We start from the raw sequence: 16106 nt of genomic DNA, 5'->3' as shown, positions 1-16106 counted from the left end.
TACGCAGCAGAGTGATGGAGCGTCCCACCGCCCGCGATCTCTCCCAGGCCGCCCTGCGGCTGCCGCCGGGCCACACTCCGCCCACACCGCGGCTGGCGGCCACGGTGGTGTTAGTGCGCGACGGACAGGCCGGTCTTGAGGTCTATGCCCAGCACCGAGTGAACTCCATGCCCACCTTCCCCTCGGCCACGGTATTTCCCGGCGGAGGGGTAGACCGAGGCGACTATCTTTCTTCCGCCATGCACACTGCGCTGTGGCAGGGGCCGTCGCCTGAGCAGTGGTCGCACCGACTCGGAGTTACGCCGAGCCACGCCGCGGCGATTGTGACCGCCGCGGTCCGCGAACTCTTCGAAGAAACCGGCACGCTCATTGCCTTCGACGGCACGCAGGAGCTGCTGCGGCGGGCGGACAGGTTTCATCAGCAACGCCTCGCGCTCGAGGCCAAGCAGCTCGGCTTCGGCGATTTCCTGCACACCCAGCAGCTGCAGATAGCGTCCTCGCTGCTGCACCCCTTTGCCCGTTGGATCGGCCCTCCAGGCGCGGCGCGCAGCTTCGACGCTTTTTCTTTCGTGGTGGTCGCGCCGCGCGAACAGCGACCCGATGCGGTCTCTGGGGAAACCACGACGGCCGGCTGGTATCGGCCCCAGGAGCTGCTTGCACGGTGGGCTGAGGGGACGGTACAGCTCGTGCTGCCGACCTGGTCGAAGCTGCGGGTGCTCAGCGCCGTGGATTCTGTCGCCGCGCTCTGTGCGACGCTGCCAGAGGTAGACATGGAGCCGATCGTCGATAAGCCGGAATGCAACAGCTATTTCGGACGTGTGATCTCTGATGCGTAGTAGCAGTGAGGGCGGCAACTACACTGTAGGGCTATGTCCTTGAGCCCGAGCGAGGTGCATTTTCTCGCATCCCACGGTCCCGCCATCGCGCACTGGGCGCGGGAGCATGCCTGCACGAAGGCGAGCATGATCGCCGATCACGCCGCGGCCCGCGCGGAGTTCAGCGACTATGGTCGCGCCGTCGTTGAGCTGGTGAGTGCTCGCCGCTCTGCAGCGCAGAAGTTCCGCACTGGTGGCGAGGCGCTGCTGATGTGCCAAGAATCCGCCCAACAGGCCACCCCGTGGCAGGTGGCGGCCGCCCGCGCCGAGCGGCTACGGGCGCTGTGTGGAGAGCAGGCGTTGGTCACTGATGTCACCTGCTCGATTGGCAGCGAGGGCCTCGAACTCACCCACGCCGGGCTGCGCTATCTCGGTTCGGATCTCGATCCGGCGCGGGTGGCCATGGCGGCCCACAACCTGGCGCAGGGGTGGTGCGTGCGCGCCGATGCCCTCGCCCCGGTGGCGCCCGACGCCGATGTGGTGCTGGCGGATCCGGCGCGCCGGGCTGGCGGGCGGCGCATCACCAAGGTGCAGGATCTGGTGCCGCCGCTGCCGGATCTTCTGGCGGCCTATCCGGATACCCCTGTGGTGGTGAAGTGCGCCCCGGGTATCGACTACGCAGAATGGCCGGGGCTAGTAACCGTGGCGAGCGTGGCGGGGGCGGTCAAAGAAACCTGTCTCTATTCCGAGCAGCTCGGCGCGAGCGGCCGCGAGGCCTGGGTGATTGATGAGGCGGGCACGGTGGATCGCTACACCAGCGCCGAGGAGCCGCCGGAGGCGCCCGTGGGCGAGGTGGGCCGCTATATCATCGACCCCGATGGGGCCGTGGTGCGGGCGGGGCTGGTGCGCGCCTATGCCCAGCGTCATGGGCTGTGGATGCTGAATGAGCACATTGCCTATCTCACTGGCGAGCAGATCCCGCCGGGCGCGAGCGGCTTCGAGGTGCTTGAGGCCGTGCCATTGAAGCAGCTGCGGCAGGTGATGAAGCGGCGCGCGGCGGGAAGCCTGGAAATTTTGGTGCGTGGGGTGGATGTGGATCCCGATGTCTTACGCAAAAAACTGAAACTGCGTGGATCGCAGGCCTATGCCTGCGTGATCGCCCGCCTCGATCGGGGCGCGATGGCCTTTGTCTGCCATCCGCGGAAGCATTACGATGGTGTCCGCTAAGCAAATAGACAACAAAAGTGTGTTGAAATACTGCCCGAAGGAGATTGAACGAGCTCATGCCAGCATTGGTTGCACTGGTCAAGCACGTACCCGATACGTGGTCCACGAAGTCGCTCGAGGAGGATTTCACCCTCGATCGCGAGGCTGCGGATGAGGTGATCGATGAGATCAACGAGTACTCGGTGGAACAGGCACTACGCATCAAAGAGGCGCACCCCGATGCCGGCTTCCGCGTGGTGGCGCTGAGCATGGGCCCCGAGGGCGCCGAGGAGTGCCTGCGCAAGGCTCTCGCCATGGGTGCCGATGACGCGGTATTGCTTGTCGACGATTCTCTGGCGGGCTCCGACACGATGGGAACAGCCTGGGCGCTGCATAACGCGATCAACACCATCGACGATGTGGCGCTCATTATTGCTGGTAATGCCTCCTCTGATGGGCAGATGGGCATGATCCCGGGCATTCTGGCGGAGTATCGCCAGCTCCCGGCGCTGACCATGGTGGCGGATGTGGACGCCGATCCGGAGGCAGGGACCGTGCAGGCCACGCGCACCGACCACCAGGGAAGCTACGAAATGAGTGCCTCCTACCCAGCTGTTGTCTCCATCAGTGAGCGCGCCGCGAAGCCGCGCTTTCCTAACTTCAAGGGCATTATGGCTGCCAAGAAGGCCGAGATCACGCGGATCGATCTAGCCGCTATCGGGGTGGATCCCTCCCAGGTGGGCGTGGCCCACTCCGCCACCGTGGTGCAGTCCGCCACGCCGCGTCCGGAGCGCGGCTCCGGCCAGATTGTCCGCGACAACGGTGACGGTGCGAAGGCCATCGCCGATTACCTGTCCTCCGAGGGCCTGCTCTAAAGCGCAGTCAGAAAGGCGTAGTGAACAACAATGACGTACGTACTTGTCAAGCATTCCAATGGTGAGCTCGACGCAGTCACGGCCGAGCTGATTAGCGCTGGCCGCCAGCTCGGCGAGGTCTCGGCGGTGGTGGTGGGCACCCCCGGTACCGCCGAGGATTTTGCCGCCCAGCTGGGGCAGTGGGGCGCGGAGATGGTGATCGCTGCCGAGTCGGACTCCGTCACCGAGCGGCTCATCATCCCCGAGGTTGATGCCCTGTCGATGCTCGCCGCGGGCCAGCCCGGCCCGATCGTGGTGGCAGCCGGGGTAGCTGGATCTGAGATCGCCGGGCGGCTGGCGGCGCGTGTCGCCTCGGGCGTGCTCAACGATGTGGTGGCGATCAACCCCGATGGCACCGCATCGCAGTCTATCTTCGGCGACCAGTACTCGGTGACAGCCGCTGTGGGCGGCGAGAGCCCGATCTATGCGCTGCGCGGCGGCGCTATCACTCCAGACGCGGCACCGGCCGCTGGGGCGCTGGCCACTATCGATCTGCCCGACTCCTCGCCGCTGGATGCTCAGGTCCACTCCTTCATCCCCACCGAGCGTGGGGATCGTCCGCAGCTCACCCAGGCGCCTGTGGTGGTGGCCGGTGGGCGTGGCCTGTCTTCTGCCGATGGCTTTAAGGCTCTGGCCGAGCCGCTGGCGGATCTTTTCGACGGTGCGGTGGGGGCGACCCGCGACGCAGTGGACGAGGGCTTCTACGACGGCAACTATCAGATCGGCCAAACCGGTGTGACTGTCTCGCCGGATCTGTATATCGGCCTTGGTCTCTCCGGTGCCATCCAGCATAAATCCGGTATGCAGACCTCCAAGCGCATCGTAGTGATCAATAGCGATGAAGACGCCCCGATCTTCGAGATCGCGGACTTCGGCGTGGTCGGCGATGTCGACGAGGTGGTGCCGCAGCTGATCGAGGAGATTAACAACCGTCGCGGCTAGAACAACCCCTTCACCCGTGCCCTTCACTTGGGGGTAGCGGCAGGCGCGGGTAGGGAGTACGGAATGGGGCTCTACTGCGTAGTAGCACGACCGGATGTAGGAGAAGCCATGGAAGCAATGAAGCGCATCTATCTGGACTACGCAGCAACAGCACCGCTGCGCGACACCGCTCGCCAGGCGTGGATCGAGGCCTCGGGGGCGCTCAACCCCGGCGGGCAGTACAGCTCGGGGCGGGCGGCGAATGCGCTGCTGTCCGAGGCGCGTGAAACTATTGCCGAGTGCCTCGATTGCGAACCCATCGAGGTGATTTTCTGCAGTTCGGGGACTGAGGCAGACAATCTGGCCGTCGCTGGGTTTGCGCAGGCCCAGCCCGAGCTGCCCGTGGCGAGTAGCCCGATCGAGCACCCAGCTGTGCGGGAGGTCGTGGCTCGCCGCGAATACGAATATTTCACCGTCAGCCCCGGCGGCGCGGTGGAAGAAGACTCCATCCGCTCGGTGCTGTCCACACCGCACTCGGTGGCCACGATGATGTTGGCCAATAACGAAACCGGGGTCGTGCAGCCAGTAGAAACTCTGGTGGATGCAGCCGCGGCGGTGGATACGCCCGTGCATATCGACGCCGTCCAGGCGGTGGGGCACATCCCAGTGAGTTTCCGTGAGCTCGGGGCACACACCCTGGCGGCGAGCGCGCATAAATTCGGCGGTCCTCGCGGGGTGGGTCTACTCCTCGCGCGACGCTCGCCGGCGCCGCAGCCGATTCTGTGTGGCGGCGGGCAACAGCGCGGTATCCGCCCCGGCACAGTAGACGTGGCGGGGGCAGTGGCCACGGCTGCGGCTGTGCGGGAGGCGTGCGCGGAGATGAGCGTCGAAAAGCAGCGCCTAGAAGATTTACGGGAGCGACTACGCAGTGGACTTCGGGGCTCCATCGAGAATGTGCTCATGCATGGTGAGGGGCAGCAGCTCTTGCCGGGGCATCTGCACTTCAGTGTGCCCGGGGCGGAGGGCGATAGCTTGATCATGCTCGCCGATAGTGCCGGGATCGAGTGTGCCACGGGCTCGGCGTGCGCGGCCGGGGTGAACCGCGCGAGCGAGGTATTGCTGGCGATGGGGGTATCCGAGGCGGATGCGCGCTCGGCGGTGCGTATGACGCTGGGGCGCACCACGCGCGAGGAGGATATTGTGCGCATCGTGGAGGAGTTTCCGCGGATTGTTGAGGTGGCTCGCGTCGCCGGAATGTGCTGAAGCAGAGCGGCGGTGCGGGCCGTGTGCCGTGCGACTGGGCGTCCGCGCGGCCGTTTAATGGAATCGGTTTCCAATAGTGTAGTGTGATGGGCCATGAGTTCACCTATCACACCTGCTGCCACGACCCCTGTCACCGTATTGTCGGGGTTTTTGGGGGCGGGCAAAACCACGCTGCTCAATCACCTGCTGCACGATGCCCGCGAGCGAAAAATCGCGGTCATCGTCAACGACTTCTCCGAGATCAACATCGACGCCGACCTCATCGCCAAGGGCAGTCACCTCGAGCGCGGGGAGGAGCGCTTCGTGGAACTATCCAATGGCTGCATCTGCTGCACACTGCGTGAGGATCTCGTGGATAGCGTCGGCGAGCTAGCCCGCTCGCGGCGCTTCGATCACATCGTCATCGAATCCACTGGTATCTCCGAACCGATGCCCGTGGCGGCCACGTTTGAGTGGACCTTTGACGATGGCACCCGCCTGTGCGATGTCGCCCCCATCAACTCGATGGTCACGCTCGTGGACGCCTCCAGCTTCATCACCCAGCTGCAGCGGGGCGCCAGCTTCGACGAAAACGACGAGCGCACCATCGCCGATCTGCTCGTGGAGCAAACAGAATTCGCCGATCTCATCCTCATCACCAAAACCGATATCGCCGGCGAAGCCGCAACTGGGGCCACTATCGAGGCGGTGCGCGCGATGAACCCGCGGGCGCGTATCGTGCCCGTGACCCACGGCGAGATCGCCGCCGACGCCATCCTCGACTCCGCCCTCTACGACGTCCAGACCGCGGCAACCTATCAGGGCTATACCGAGGAGCTTGCGAATCCGCACACGCCCGAAACCGAGGAGTACGGGATTTCCTCTGTGGTCTTTCGCGGGGATCGCCCCTTTGATCGCGAGCGCTTGGTACAGGCACTACGCAACACAACTGGATTGGTGCGTTCCAAGGGGCATTGCTGGCTCGCCGACCGGCTCGAGATGGCCCACGTGTGGAGCCAAGCCGGGCCCAACCTCACCATCCAGCCAGCCGCGCCCTGGGCGAGCGCGGGGGTGGCTCCCTCCAATGAAGTCGTGCTCATTGGGGTGAATTTCGATCAGCGTGCGGCCCTGCAGGCCTTCGAGGAGGCTATGCTCACCGATGAGGAGGCGCGGGCGCTGGTGCAGGTATAACTGCCGCGGCGGCCGTGGCAGTAGCGGTGTGCTCGGGTGAGGCTAGCTGAAGTCGCATCGAGCGGGAACGATGCTGCTGCGTAGTACATCGGGGTCAGGCAGCGCCCGATCGGAGGCCACCACCACCGCGTTGGCGGTACGGGCAGATCCTGATTTCAACACAGCGGCGGGAGCGATAATCCCGGTGTGCGCGAAAAACTCGTCGAGCACTAAACGTTCGGCCCGCGCCGCACCGGAGGTGTTGGCGATGTAGATCCCGTCCGCGCTCAGGCTGCGGTGCACGTTGTGCGCGAACTCGCGCTCGGTGAGGGCTGCGGGGACAGCACCGCCGGCGAAGCAGTCCCGGATGATAACGTCGCGCGATTCCGGCCGGAAGGATGCGGTGGTGGCGGAGGCCTCGCCGACGCGGATTTTCACCTGTGGGGCGCGCGGGATGTCGAACCATTCTCGCACCTTCTCGGCGAGCACTGCGTCGTATTCCACCACCGAGTTACGCGAGCGCGGATACACGTCCGCGAAGTAGCGCGGCAATGAGCAGCCGCCCCCGCCTAAGTGCGTGATGCGCAGCCGCTGCGGATCGAGGTGCGCCCGCACATGCGTGTCGACGCAGGCCGCAATCCATTGCATGTAATCGAAAGCGAGATAGCGCGGTTCTCCGATGACGAGGTGCGAAGAGGGATGGCCATCAATATAGAGCCACCAGCCGTTCTCGAACTTCAACGTCGCCTCGCCGTAGCTGAGCTCATAGCGTCCAGCACGAGCCTGCGAGCTGGTTCTCGGATGCTTCTCGGAGCGGGAGCGGTTGCGGCGTGCCATATCAGTCCTTAGGTGGTCGGTGGGGTAGTCGAGCAGGTGGCTGCGTGGTCCTCGGGCGGTTGCTCGAGATTGTCGATTCCCATCAGTTCGCGGAATAGGTGCGACTTCACCATGATCTCCTCCCATTCCGCAGCCGGGGTGGATAGGGCTGTGATCGCTCCGCCTACTCCGAAGCTCACCCTGGTGCCCCTGATGACAAAGGAGCGGATCACCATGGCGAGATCGATGGCGCCGCTGCTACTGAGATAGCCGAGCGCCCCCGAATAGATCCCACGCGGGGCGCCTTCGAGCTGGTGAAGGATGTTCATCGTCGATATCTTGGGCGCGCCGGTCATGGAGCCACCGGGGAAGCAATCGCGCACGAGAGAGAGGGCATCGTCTCTACTGCGTAGTAGCCCAGAGACAGTAGAGACCAACTGGTGCACGCTCGGGTAGCTTTCAACGTCAAAGAGTTTCTCTACCGTGATCGAGCCTGGCTGGCAGTGGCGGGTGAGGTCGTTGCGTACCAAATCAACGATCATCAAGTTTTCGGCTTGCTCTTTTTCCGTGTGCAGCTCGGCGGCTAAAGCGCGATCGATGGCGGGGTCGCTGTCGCGGCGTCGGGTTCCCTTGATCGGTTTCGATACCGCCCGGCCTGAGGCGTCGATGCTGAGCATCTTTTCTGGCGAGCAGGACAGGATCTGCACGTCGGGAAATTCGAGCAAGGCCGAATAGGGGGCGGGGTGGCGGCGTCGTAGATAGTCGAAGGCCGCGCACACATCCAGCTCGGCCTCCACCTCCAGCTGCGTAGTCAGACACACCTCATAGGTGTCGCCGTCGAGGATATGGCGTTGCGCCTGGACGATTGTGTCCATGTAGGTGGCGCGATCGTCGCGGATACGCGGCGGCGAGAGCAGTGTCACCGGCGGGCGCGAGGGCGCCTGGCTGGGCTGGGCCGCAGGGGGCTGTTCGGCGGGGAGGGGAGGAAGCGCGGAGATGGCGTCGATAAGCGACTGTTCGAGACCACCGCGGCCGAGCAGATGCATCTGGCCCAGCTCGCGATCGACGACGACGCAGCAGTCCACCCACATCCACTGGCTGGCCGGATCGGACGAACGGGCCGTGGTGGCGGCGTCGGGGTCGTGCGTGGGCGTCTCGTAGTCGAAGTAGCCCACCCAGCCGAGCGTGAATGCTCCCAAATCTGGGGCGTCGCGGTCGATGTGCACGGTCGGCATGCTGGGCGCATCGTCGAAACCGAAGGACTCCACCCGGGAGCCGATGCCAAGATAGCTGAAGCGGTCGGCGGCGGCGCTGAGCCACATGGAGGCTGATGCGTAGTAGCGCGCCCACTGGCGGACTACGCAGTAGAGCTCCGACTCCTCGACGAGATGCGCGAAAGAATGAATCTGCGCCTGGCAGCCGGCATGCTCGGCGGCCAAGTGCAGGAAGTTATCGAGAATCTGCAGCCCCGCGTCCGTGCGAATCGACTCGGGATGAAACTGCACACCCCACTGCGGCAGACTGCGATGCGCGATCGCCTGAATCACCCCATCACTGGAACGGGCCAGCACCTCCACGCACTCGGGTAGGCGGGTAATCGCCAGCGAATGATAGCGCGTCGCTGCGCAGTCCTGCTCCACGCCACGAAACAGCGGATGGTCGGTGTGGCTGATCGAGTCGACCCGCCCGTGCATCGGCTCCGGGGCGTGGCGCACCTCGCCGCCATGGACCACCGCCATCGCCTGGGCGCCCAGACAGATCCCCAGCACCGGAATGCCCCGAGCCGTGGCCGCCTCCAGCGCCGCGCTGGAACACCCCAGCGCCGTCGGATCGTGCGGACTGCCCGGGCCCGGCGATAAGACGATCGCGTCCACTGAGTCGAGCGGGGGCAGCGGAGCGCTGTTGCGTAGTACGGTCACACTCGCGCCGAGACGGTGAAAGTAGTCAACGAGGTTATAGGTGAACGAATCGACATTATCGATCAACAGAACCTTCATGGGCCTTAATCCTAGAAGCAGCCGCCCACCCCGGCCGACGTGCCCCGCGCATCCGCCGCCAACTACGATGAGGCCTCACATGACCACCGCCGGTAAGGAGGAGCATGAACCAGCGACCGCAGGGGCATTTCACCACCTTCCTCAACACCCGCCCTATCCGCGGCTGGCAGCATCACCTGCACCGCCTGCACCGCGATGCCCGCGCTTTCGGCAGCTGCCTCGACATGCCCCTCTCGCTTCTCGACGCCACCCTCCAGCCCCATCTCGCCGCCCTGCCCAGTGATCCCTGCGTGGTGCGGATCACCGCCTATAAGGACACCGTCGAGGTGAGTACCCGGGAGCTGCCGGCCCGCTGCGGGGCGCCGATCAACCACGTGGAAGAAATAACGTATCGGCGCTACTACGCATCAGAGAAACACACCGATATTCAGCCCGTCCGAGAACTCGTCGCTGCTGCCCGGTCACGTGGACACGACGACATTGTTTTCCGCTGCCCGGAGACAGGCGAACTCACCGAGGGATCTTTTTGGTCCCTGGTAGTGATTCGCGGCGGCCAGGTCCGCATCCCCGCCAGCCCAGATATTCTTCCCAGCACCACCGTCGCGCTCTTGCGGGAGCAGACACCGCAGCTGGGATGGCAGCCTGAGCATGTCTTCCGGCTCTCGGACTATGACGGTGCAGTCGCCCTCAACGCGGTGCATGGGGTCCGTCAGATCGGCGCGGCACGTAGGTCTGCGCAGCAGATGATCGACACGCTGACACGGCAGTGGCAGCACCCACCCAGCTAGGGCTTTGGGGCGTATCTGGCAGCGTGTCCGGCGGTCGCCGCTGCTGGAGGGGAATACCTACAGCCACTCTGATGCGTAGTAGCAAGCCGCGCCTGTTAGGATGAGGCCTCGTTTAACACTGGCGCCACGCCCCGGCGCCGCACAGGAGTACACCAGCGCCAGCGCCAGCGACCCAGCGGCGCCGCCGGCCCTAACTACAGTCTTCGCGTCCACGGGCGTGGGGAGCGCAAAAGGAGGAGATCGAGCAGTGCGGGTTCTCGCAGCGATGAGTGGTGGGGTGGATTCTGCAGTGGCCGCTGCCCGGGCGGTCCGGGCGGGCCATGAGGTTATTGGTGTGCATTTAGCGTTGTCCCGCGATCCGCAGTCGGTTCGCGAGTCCTCGCGCGGGTGCTGCTCTTTGGAGGATTCGGCGGATGCGCGCCGGGTGTGCGATAAGTTGGGCATTCCTTTTTATGTGTGGGATTTCTCCGATCGCTTCAAAGAGGATGTGATCGATGATTTCATCGATTCCTATGCGGCCGGTGAGACCCCGAACCCGTGTCTGCGCTGCAACGAGAAGATCAAGTTTCGAGCCTTGCTCGAGCGGGGTGTGGCGCTGGGCTTCGATGCGGTTGTCACGGGGCACTACGCACAGCTGACCCAGCCCAGCGATGGCGGCGACGGCTATCTGCGGCGTTCTGTGGACCCAGATAAAGACCAGTCCTATGTGCTGGGTGTGCTGGGCATCGAGGAGATCAAGCGCTGCATGTTCCCAGTTGGTGATACTCCCAAGCCGCAGATCCGCGAGGAGGCGAAGGAGATGGGATTCGCTGTCGCCTCCAAGCCGGACTCCTATGACATTTGCTTCATTCCCGATGGCAATACCCAGGCGTTTTTGGGCAAGCACATCGGGGTGCGCCCGGGCGCGATCGTCGACCAGGAAGGCGCGGTGTTGCGCCAGCACTCCGGGGTGCACGGGTACACCATCGGCCAGCGCAAGGGCCTAGATATTAAGGCCCCGGCCGCGGATGGGCGACCGCGCTATGTCACCGATATCGACGCCTCCACGGGCACCGTGGTGGTTGGTCCGCGCGAGGCCCTCACCGTCACCCGCATCGAGGCCGATCGGGTGAAGGTGCTCCACCCAGACATGGAGGGCGTGTTCGACTGCGAGGTCCAGGTTCGGGCGCATGGCGGCGTCGTGGCGGCGCGCGCGCAGGTGGATCGTGACGCCGATCGGCTCGTGGTGGACTTGCAGGAGCCGTTGCGCGGCGTCGCTCGCGGCCAAGCCGCCGTGCTCTACCGCCCCGATCCCGGCGGCGATATCGTGCTCGGCTCCGGCACTATTTGTGGGACGGGTCGATAATGGTTGCCTACTCTGTCGGCCCCATGCCTGGGCTTTCGCTTATCGACGCCGCCTCCGTGATCGCAGGCGAAACCGGCGATCACCGGTCCATCCCGCAGCTACCGCAGCGCGGTATAGGTTCCGACGCTATCGGCCGCACTGCCAGTCTGTTCGAGGGGCTGCAGGTCTCCCGCGGCCCGCGTTCCTGGCGCATGGATGCGCGTCCCCAGATCGCCAGCCGCCGCATACTCGACCGCACCGAACGGGACTTGGACGAGCTGGAATCCTGCTGGGGCACCGGCGTCGGCGGCGTCATCAAAGAACAGATTGTGGGCCCGTGGAGTCTGGCTGCCTCCATCGAGCTCAGCAATGGCCAGCTCCTCCTCCGCGACCCTGGGGCCATGCGCGATCTCAGCGCCAGTCTGCACGAAGGCATCACCCGCCACATCGCCGAGCTTCGGCGACGCTACTACGCATCAGTGTGGCTGCAAATCGATGAGCCGCTTCTCGCGCCCATTCTGCGCGGCACCCTCACCCCGGCGACCACCTTGGATCCCATCCCAGCGATCCACCGCGATGAGCTCACCCCGGCGCTGGCTGCACTCGGCTCCAGCGCCGACCGTCGTATCCTGCACGTTCCCAGCCTCTCCCCGGATCAGATCAGGGTGGGCATGCATCTCGACACGATCCTCAGCACCGCCACTGGCTGGGATACCTCCACGAAAGATGCGCTCGCCGAGTCGATCGAGCAGGGCACTAGCCTCGGGCTGAGGCTGGTGCGTAGTACAGATCATGTCGACGAACTCGGGGAGTGCCCCCGCGCCCGCGCCCAGGAGGCTGCCGCGCTCATCGATGAACTGGCGCTGCCACGACACGTCCTCGTCGATTCGGTGGATATCGCCCCGGCAGAGGATCTCAGCCGGGGCGATCTGCTCAGCGCGGCGCGCGCACTGAAGACGGCCCGCGTGGTGAGCGAGATGCTCAGTCGAGACGCCGGGGATCTCTAGGCGGCAACAGCGCACAGTTGGGCGAGGGGATGTGTGCGGGCGAGGTGGCGTCGATAAGCGCTGCGCAGGCGAGGGAGAACTCGGATGCGGTGCAGTGAGCTAGGATTAGCAGCGCATCGATCACCTGCCGATCCAAGGAGAAACGTCGTGCGCCGAGAAGAAGGCGAGGAGCTGGATCCAGATTCGCTCCCTAAAAACAAATACGGCTTGCCGGACTTCACTGGAGACGATCGCTCCAGCACCATCATCGGCATCGTCGTCTCTGTGATTTTCCTAGCCGTGATCGCGGCGGCGATTATTCTCTAAGCCCGCTTCTGCGGTGCTCGGGAGGGATATGCGCCGCCGCGTCTACGGATTGTGTGTCTAGCCTCGCATGGGCCACACGGTCGACACCGTGGAGGAGTCCTTGCCGCGGCTATCGAGGTATTTCTTCAGACTCGATTGTTGCTCGTAGTACCACACGGCCTGCTGTTCCATAAGCTCATCGGCGTCCATCTGCGCCAGCTCGGGCCACATGCGCAGCTGCTTCCACGCGATGCGCGCCGCGGCGAGGGCATCGGCGGTGGCTTCGTGGGCGTTGTCGAGTCGCACCCCATAAAACTCGCACAGGCTGCCCAGGGTGCGCCGGCCCTTGCGATAGGGATCTTTGGCTTTGTCAATCACATACGGGTCATAGACCAGGCCTTTAATGACGAAGTCTTGGGAGCGTTGGCGCAGAATCGTCAGGTCAAAGGTGCCATTGAAGACCACGAGGCTTTGGCCATCGGACCAGCCTTGATAGATCCGGTCGATGGTCTCACGCAGAACCTCATCGTGCGGGCGGCCATGCTCGCGGGCATAGTCGGTGCTGATTCCGTGCACCTTCGTCGCGGCTTCCGAAATCGGCACGCCTGGATCGGCGAGTAGCTCCAGCGGCTCCACCGAGCGCCCCTTGATGGAGACGATCGCGGAGGTGACAATGTGCGCCTCCATGGGGTCATTGGTGGTGGTCTCAAGGTCGAAGGTGAGCATGTTCTGCGGATCGAAGTGGTTCATGGTTACTTAGCTTAAACTGCGCACCGGACACTAGGTCGCCACGTGCGGTTCGGGCTGGACGCGTGACGACGCCATCTCGCGCAACTCTAATGCGTAGTAGCACCACAATCCTGCGGGTGGGCACGCGCTAAACTGTCGGATTGTGACTACAGACGATCTGCGCAAAAAGTGGGACGAGCTGGCGACGACTGTGCGCCATCACCGCGAGAAGTACTACAACCAGCAGCCAGAGATCTCGGATGCAGAGTTTGATCAGCTTTTTCGTGCGCTAGAGACCCTGGAGGCTGAGCACCCCGAGCTGCGGGTGCCGGATTCGCCGACCCTGCAGGTGGGCGCGCCGGTGTCGGAATCGTCGAGCTTTGCCAATGTCACGCACCTCGAGCGGCTGTATAGCTTGGATAATGTGTTCGCGCTCGATGAGCTGCGGGCGTGGCTGGAGCGCACTCCGGCGTCGGAGTACCTCACAGAGCTGAAAATCGATGGCCTGTCGATCGACTTGGTGTATCGCCAGGGCCAGCTGGAGCGCGCTGCCACCCGTGGCGACGGCCGGGTGGGGGAAGATATCACCGCCAATGCCAAGGTGATCGAGGACATTCCGCATCAGCTGCAGGACAGCGCGGAGTATCCGGTGCCCGAGCTGGTCGAGATCCGCGGCGAGGTGTTTATCGCCATTGAGGACTTCGCCGACGTCAATGCCGCGCGGATCGCAGAAGGCGGCAAGCCCTTTGCTAATCCGCGCAACGCCGCGGCCGGGAGCCTGCGGCAAAAAGACACCGCGGCGGTGCGGCGAAGGAAACTACGCATGGTCTGCCACGGTATCGGCGCCCGCGATGGCTTTAGCCCCGCCTCCCAGCTTGAGGCCTATGAGGCGATGACGGCCTGGGGGTTGCCGACCTCGCCCTATACCACCACGGCGAGCAGCACGAAGGAGATCATCGCCCAGGTCAATTACTGGGAAAAGCACCGGCACGACGCCGTGTTTGAGCTTGATGGTCTGGTGGTGAAGGTCAATAATCTGCAGCAGCAGCGCGATTATGGTGCGACATCCCGGGCGCCGCGCTGGGCGATCGCCTATAAGTACCCGCCGGAGGAAGTAACCACGACGCTCATCGATATTCGGGCGAGTGTGGGCCGCACCGGGCGTGTCACCCCGTATGCGGTGATGGATCCGGTGTTCGTGGCCGGTTCGACGGTGAGCATGGCCACCCTGCACAACCCCGAGGAGGTGGCCCGCAAGGGCGTTCTCATCGGCGATACCGTGGTGATTCGCAAGGCCGGCGAGATCATCCCGGAGGTATTGGGCCCGGTGGCCGATACGCGTGATGGCAGCGAGCGGGAGTATATCTTCCCCACGCTCTGCCCTGAGTGCGGCACGCGACTGCGCCCGGCTAAGGCCGATGACGCTGATTGGCGTTGCCCCAATACCCGCTCGTGTCGCGGTCAGCTCACCGGCCGGCTGTCCTATCTGGCCTCGCGGAGCGCCTTCGATATTGAGGCTCTCGGCGAGAAGGGTGCCCAGGATCTGATCGACCGGGGGATTCTCCGCGACGAGGCGAGGCTTTTCGATCTCAGCGAGGAGGACCTGCGCGCCTCTGCCGTCTATACCACCTCCACCGGCGCGCTCAACGCGAGCGCCAAAAAACTCTTGGACAATCTCGCCGCCTCCACCGGAGTTGAGCTCTGGCGGGTACTCGTGGCGCTATCTATTCGCCACGTGGGCCCCACCGCCGCTCGGGCGCTTGCCCAGCATTTCGGTTCTATCCCAGCGCTTTTCGACGCTCCCCTGGAGGAGATCGCCGAAGTCGAGGGAGTAGGCCACACGATCGCTGAATCGATCGCCGACTGGTGGCAGGTGGACTGGCACCGGGCCATCGTGGACACGTGGGCCGCGAGCGGGGTGACCATGGAGGAAGATATCTCCGAGCAGGCGGAGCTGCCGCAGTTGCTGGAGGGCATGAGCATCGTGGTCACCGGCACCCTAGAAAACTTCACCCGCGAAGAAGCAAAGGACGCCATTGTCGCGCGCGGCGGCAAAGCGGCGTCCTCAGTATCGAAAAAGACCACCTATGTGGTGGCTGGGGAGAATGCCGGATCGAAGGAAACCAAGGCCCGAGATCTCGGCCTTGAGATCCTCGACGAGGCGGGCTTTATGCAGCTTTTAGGATTGAGCCAATAACGTGGCCCACGTTGCCGAGGTGCTCGACCTCGCTGGAGAGGAAATCGGGGCCGCCGGGGCGGCCCACCACTAGCAGCAAGTCAGTCTCGCCCAGCGGCACCACCGCTAGCGAGGCATCCAAGAGGGCCCAGCGTTCCGGAACCCATGTTTCTTCCTCTGGGTCGAGCAGGCGGGCGGAATGGACGTTGATCTCCGGGAGGTTGCCGTCGTCTTCTGGGGCGGCAGTGGAGGCGGCCACCCGCCCAGCGGGCCCGAGCACAATGGCCCACCCAGAGGTCATGGTGCGGGGGATGACGTCGACAAGCTCTTTCATGGCTACCTCGATCCGCCTAGAGTTCTCGGCGACAGCAGCCAGCATCTTGATCTGGCCGCGGCGATCGACCACGCCCGAGAAGGGGCGCAGCGAATCGATGATCACACCGGGGATTTCCTGCGCGGCGGAGACGATGCTGTCTGGGAGCGTGCCAGAAGGCAAATCCACCACGATGTCATCCATAACGGTGCCGCTGTCGAATTGGTGCACAACATCCACCGATTGGATATTGCCACCAATGACACCGATCGCCTCAGCAAGCATGCCGAGACTGCCGGGCTCGTCGGGCAGGAGGACTCGTATTAGGTAGGACACACCGTTCATAGTAGCGACTTTTGTGATCTAGGCGGCAGGAGGTGGGGGTCGTGGGGCCGCATGGGGC

Annotated in this window: 15 protein-coding genes; 11 read left to right on the top strand and 4 right to left on the bottom strand. The window is 64.3% G+C overall.

Features of this window, described 5'->3' with window-relative positions; all coding sequences use genetic code 11:
• Positions 1–14: 14 nt before the first annotated feature.
• The 6 genes from GBB11_RS05155 (at position 15) to GBB11_RS05130 (ending at position 6289) form a co-directional block, all read left to right on the top strand.
• The gene (locus GBB11_RS05155; RefSeq protein WP_151549046.1) at positions 15–836 is read left to right on the top strand and encodes an NUDIX hydrolase; all 822 of its coding nucleotides are present in this window, start codon (positions 15–17) and stop codon (positions 834–836) included.
• A 33-nt stretch (positions 837–869) separates the two neighbouring features.
• Positions 870–2042: an SAM-dependent methyltransferase gene (locus GBB11_RS05150; RefSeq protein WP_151549045.1), complete on the top strand. Its 1173-nt coding sequence runs from the start codon at positions 870–872 to the stop codon at positions 2040–2042.
• Positions 2043–2098: 56 nt separating this feature from the next.
• A complete protein-coding gene (locus GBB11_RS05145) occupies positions 2099–2896 on the top strand; it encodes an electron transfer flavoprotein subunit beta/FixA family protein (RefSeq protein WP_151549044.1) in 798 nt (265 codons plus the stop codon).
• A gap of 30 nt (positions 2897–2926) precedes the next feature.
• Positions 2927–3877 (top strand): electron transfer flavoprotein subunit alpha/FixB family protein, encoded by a 951-nt coding sequence (locus GBB11_RS05140; RefSeq protein ID WP_151549043.1) that lies wholly within the window; start codon positions 2927–2929, stop codon positions 3875–3877.
• A gap of 117 nt (positions 3878–3994) precedes the next feature.
• Positions 3995–5119, top strand: a complete 1125-nt coding sequence (locus tag GBB11_RS05135; protein WP_151549349.1) for a cysteine desulfurase family protein — start codon at positions 3995–3997, stop codon at positions 5117–5119.
• Between the two features lie 93 nt (positions 5120–5212).
• Positions 5213–6289: a GTP-binding protein gene (locus GBB11_RS05130; protein WP_151549042.1), complete on the top strand. Its 1077-nt coding sequence runs from the start codon at positions 5213–5215 to the stop codon at positions 6287–6289.
• Positions 6290–6331: 42 nt separating this feature from the next.
• On the opposite strand, the gene GBB11_RS05125 is transcribed toward GBB11_RS05130, so the two are convergent.
• Both GBB11_RS05125 and GBB11_RS05120 read right to left on the bottom strand, forming a co-directional pair.
• Positions 6332–7105 (bottom strand): spermidine synthase, encoded by a 774-nt coding sequence (locus GBB11_RS05125; protein ID WP_151549041.1) that lies wholly within the window; start codon positions 7103–7105, stop codon positions 6332–6334.
• Positions 7106–7113: 8 nt separating this feature from the next.
• A complete protein-coding gene (locus tag GBB11_RS05120) occupies positions 7114–9081 on the bottom strand; it encodes a chorismate-binding protein (RefSeq protein WP_151549040.1) in 1968 nt (655 codons plus the stop codon).
• A 104-nt stretch (positions 9082–9185) separates the two neighbouring features.
• On the opposite strand from GBB11_RS05120, the gene GBB11_RS05115 reads away from it, so the two are divergent.
• The 4 genes from GBB11_RS05115 to GBB11_RS10830 all read left to right on the top strand — a co-directional run bounded on the left by GBB11_RS05115 (position 9186) and on the right by GBB11_RS10830 (position 12506).
• On the top strand, positions 9186–9869 hold the full coding sequence (locus GBB11_RS05115) for an aminotransferase class IV (RefSeq protein ID WP_151549039.1): 684 nt from the start codon (positions 9186–9188) through the stop codon (positions 9867–9869).
• A 247-nt stretch (positions 9870–10116) separates the two neighbouring features.
• Positions 10117–11214, top strand: coding sequence for a tRNA 2-thiouridine(34) synthase MnmA (mnmA, locus tag GBB11_RS05110; protein ID WP_151549038.1), 1098 nt, complete (start codon positions 10117–10119; stop codon positions 11212–11214).
• Entirely contained in the window at positions 11214–12200 is a 987-nt protein-coding gene (locus tag GBB11_RS05105; RefSeq protein ID WP_151549037.1) for a hypothetical protein, read from the top strand. Before mnmA ends, GBB11_RS05105 begins: the two co-directional genes overlap by 1 nt.
• Positions 12201–12347: 147 nt before the next feature.
• The gene (locus tag GBB11_RS10830) at positions 12348–12506 is read left to right on the top strand and encodes a hypothetical protein (RefSeq protein ID WP_192796026.1); all 159 of its coding nucleotides are present in this window, start codon (positions 12348–12350) and stop codon (positions 12504–12506) included.
• Positions 12507–12563: 57 nt separating this feature from the next.
• Here GBB11_RS10830 and GBB11_RS05100 read toward each other — a convergent pair whose 3' ends face one another.
• Positions 12564–13235 carry a 3'-5' exonuclease gene (locus GBB11_RS05100; RefSeq protein WP_151549036.1) on the bottom strand — a complete coding sequence of 224 codons (672 nt, stop codon included), beginning with the start codon at positions 13233–13235 and terminating at the stop codon, positions 12564–12566.
• 142 nt (positions 13236–13377) lie between these two features.
• Here GBB11_RS05100 and ligA point away from each other — a divergent pair, with 142 nt between their 5' ends.
• A complete protein-coding gene (gene ligA / locus GBB11_RS05095) occupies positions 13378–15411 on the top strand; it encodes an NAD-dependent DNA ligase LigA (RefSeq protein WP_151549035.1) in 2034 nt (677 codons plus the stop codon).
• Here the strand turns inward: ligA and GBB11_RS05090 are convergent.
• On the bottom strand, positions 15383–16039 hold the full coding sequence (locus GBB11_RS05090) for an amino acid-binding ACT domain protein (protein ID WP_192796027.1): 657 nt from the start codon (positions 16037–16039) through the stop codon (positions 15383–15385). The genes ligA and GBB11_RS05090 overlap by 29 nt on opposite strands.
• Between the last annotated feature and the right edge of the window lie 67 nt (positions 16040–16106).

The sequence above is a fragment of the Corynebacterium sp. 74A genome (assembly GCF_008930665.1).
Classification (GTDB): Bacteria; Actinomycetota; Actinomycetes; order Mycobacteriales; family Mycobacteriaceae; genus Corynebacterium; species Corynebacterium megadyptis.
Note: the sequence above shows the minus strand (reverse complement) of the source record. Positions and strands in the feature narration are given on the sequence as shown.

What these genes read in the sequence shown, in the direction of transcription:
- GBB11_RS05115 (WP_151549039.1), top strand. Translation starts at nt 9,186, where the DNA reads ATGAACCAGCGACCGCAGGGGCATTTCACCACCTTCCTCAACACCCGC.
- GBB11_RS05100 (WP_151549036.1), bottom strand. Translation starts at nt 13,235, where the DNA reads ATGAACCACTTCGATCCGCAGAACATGCTCACCTTCGACCTTGAGACC.
- GBB11_RS05145 (WP_151549044.1), top strand. Translation starts at nt 2,099, where the DNA reads ATGCCAGCATTGGTTGCACTGGTCAAGCACGTACCCGATACGTGGTCC.
- GBB11_RS05135 (WP_151549349.1), top strand. Translation starts at nt 3,995, where the DNA reads ATGAAGCGCATCTATCTGGACTACGCAGCAACAGCACCGCTGCGCGAC.
- GBB11_RS05155 (WP_151549046.1), top strand. Translation starts at nt 15, where the DNA reads ATGGAGCGTCCCACCGCCCGCGATCTCTCCCAGGCCGCCCTGCGGCTG.
- GBB11_RS05150 (WP_151549045.1), top strand. Translation starts at nt 870, where the DNA reads ATGTCCTTGAGCCCGAGCGAGGTGCATTTTCTCGCATCCCACGGTCCC.
- GBB11_RS05120 (WP_151549040.1), bottom strand. Translation starts at nt 9,081, where the DNA reads ATGAAGGTTCTGTTGATCGATAATGTCGATTCGTTCACCTATAACCTC.
- GBB11_RS05140 (WP_151549043.1), top strand. Translation starts at nt 2,927, where the DNA reads ATGACGTACGTACTTGTCAAGCATTCCAATGGTGAGCTCGACGCAGTC.
- GBB11_RS05105 (WP_151549037.1), top strand. Translation starts at nt 11,214, where the DNA reads ATGGTTGCCTACTCTGTCGGCCCCATGCCTGGGCTTTCGCTTATCGAC.
- GBB11_RS05130 (WP_151549042.1), top strand. Translation starts at nt 5,213, where the DNA reads ATGAGTTCACCTATCACACCTGCTGCCACGACCCCTGTCACCGTATTG.
- GBB11_RS05125 (WP_151549041.1), bottom strand. Translation starts at nt 7,105, where the DNA reads ATGGCACGCCGCAACCGCTCCCGCTCCGAGAAGCATCCGAGAACCAGC.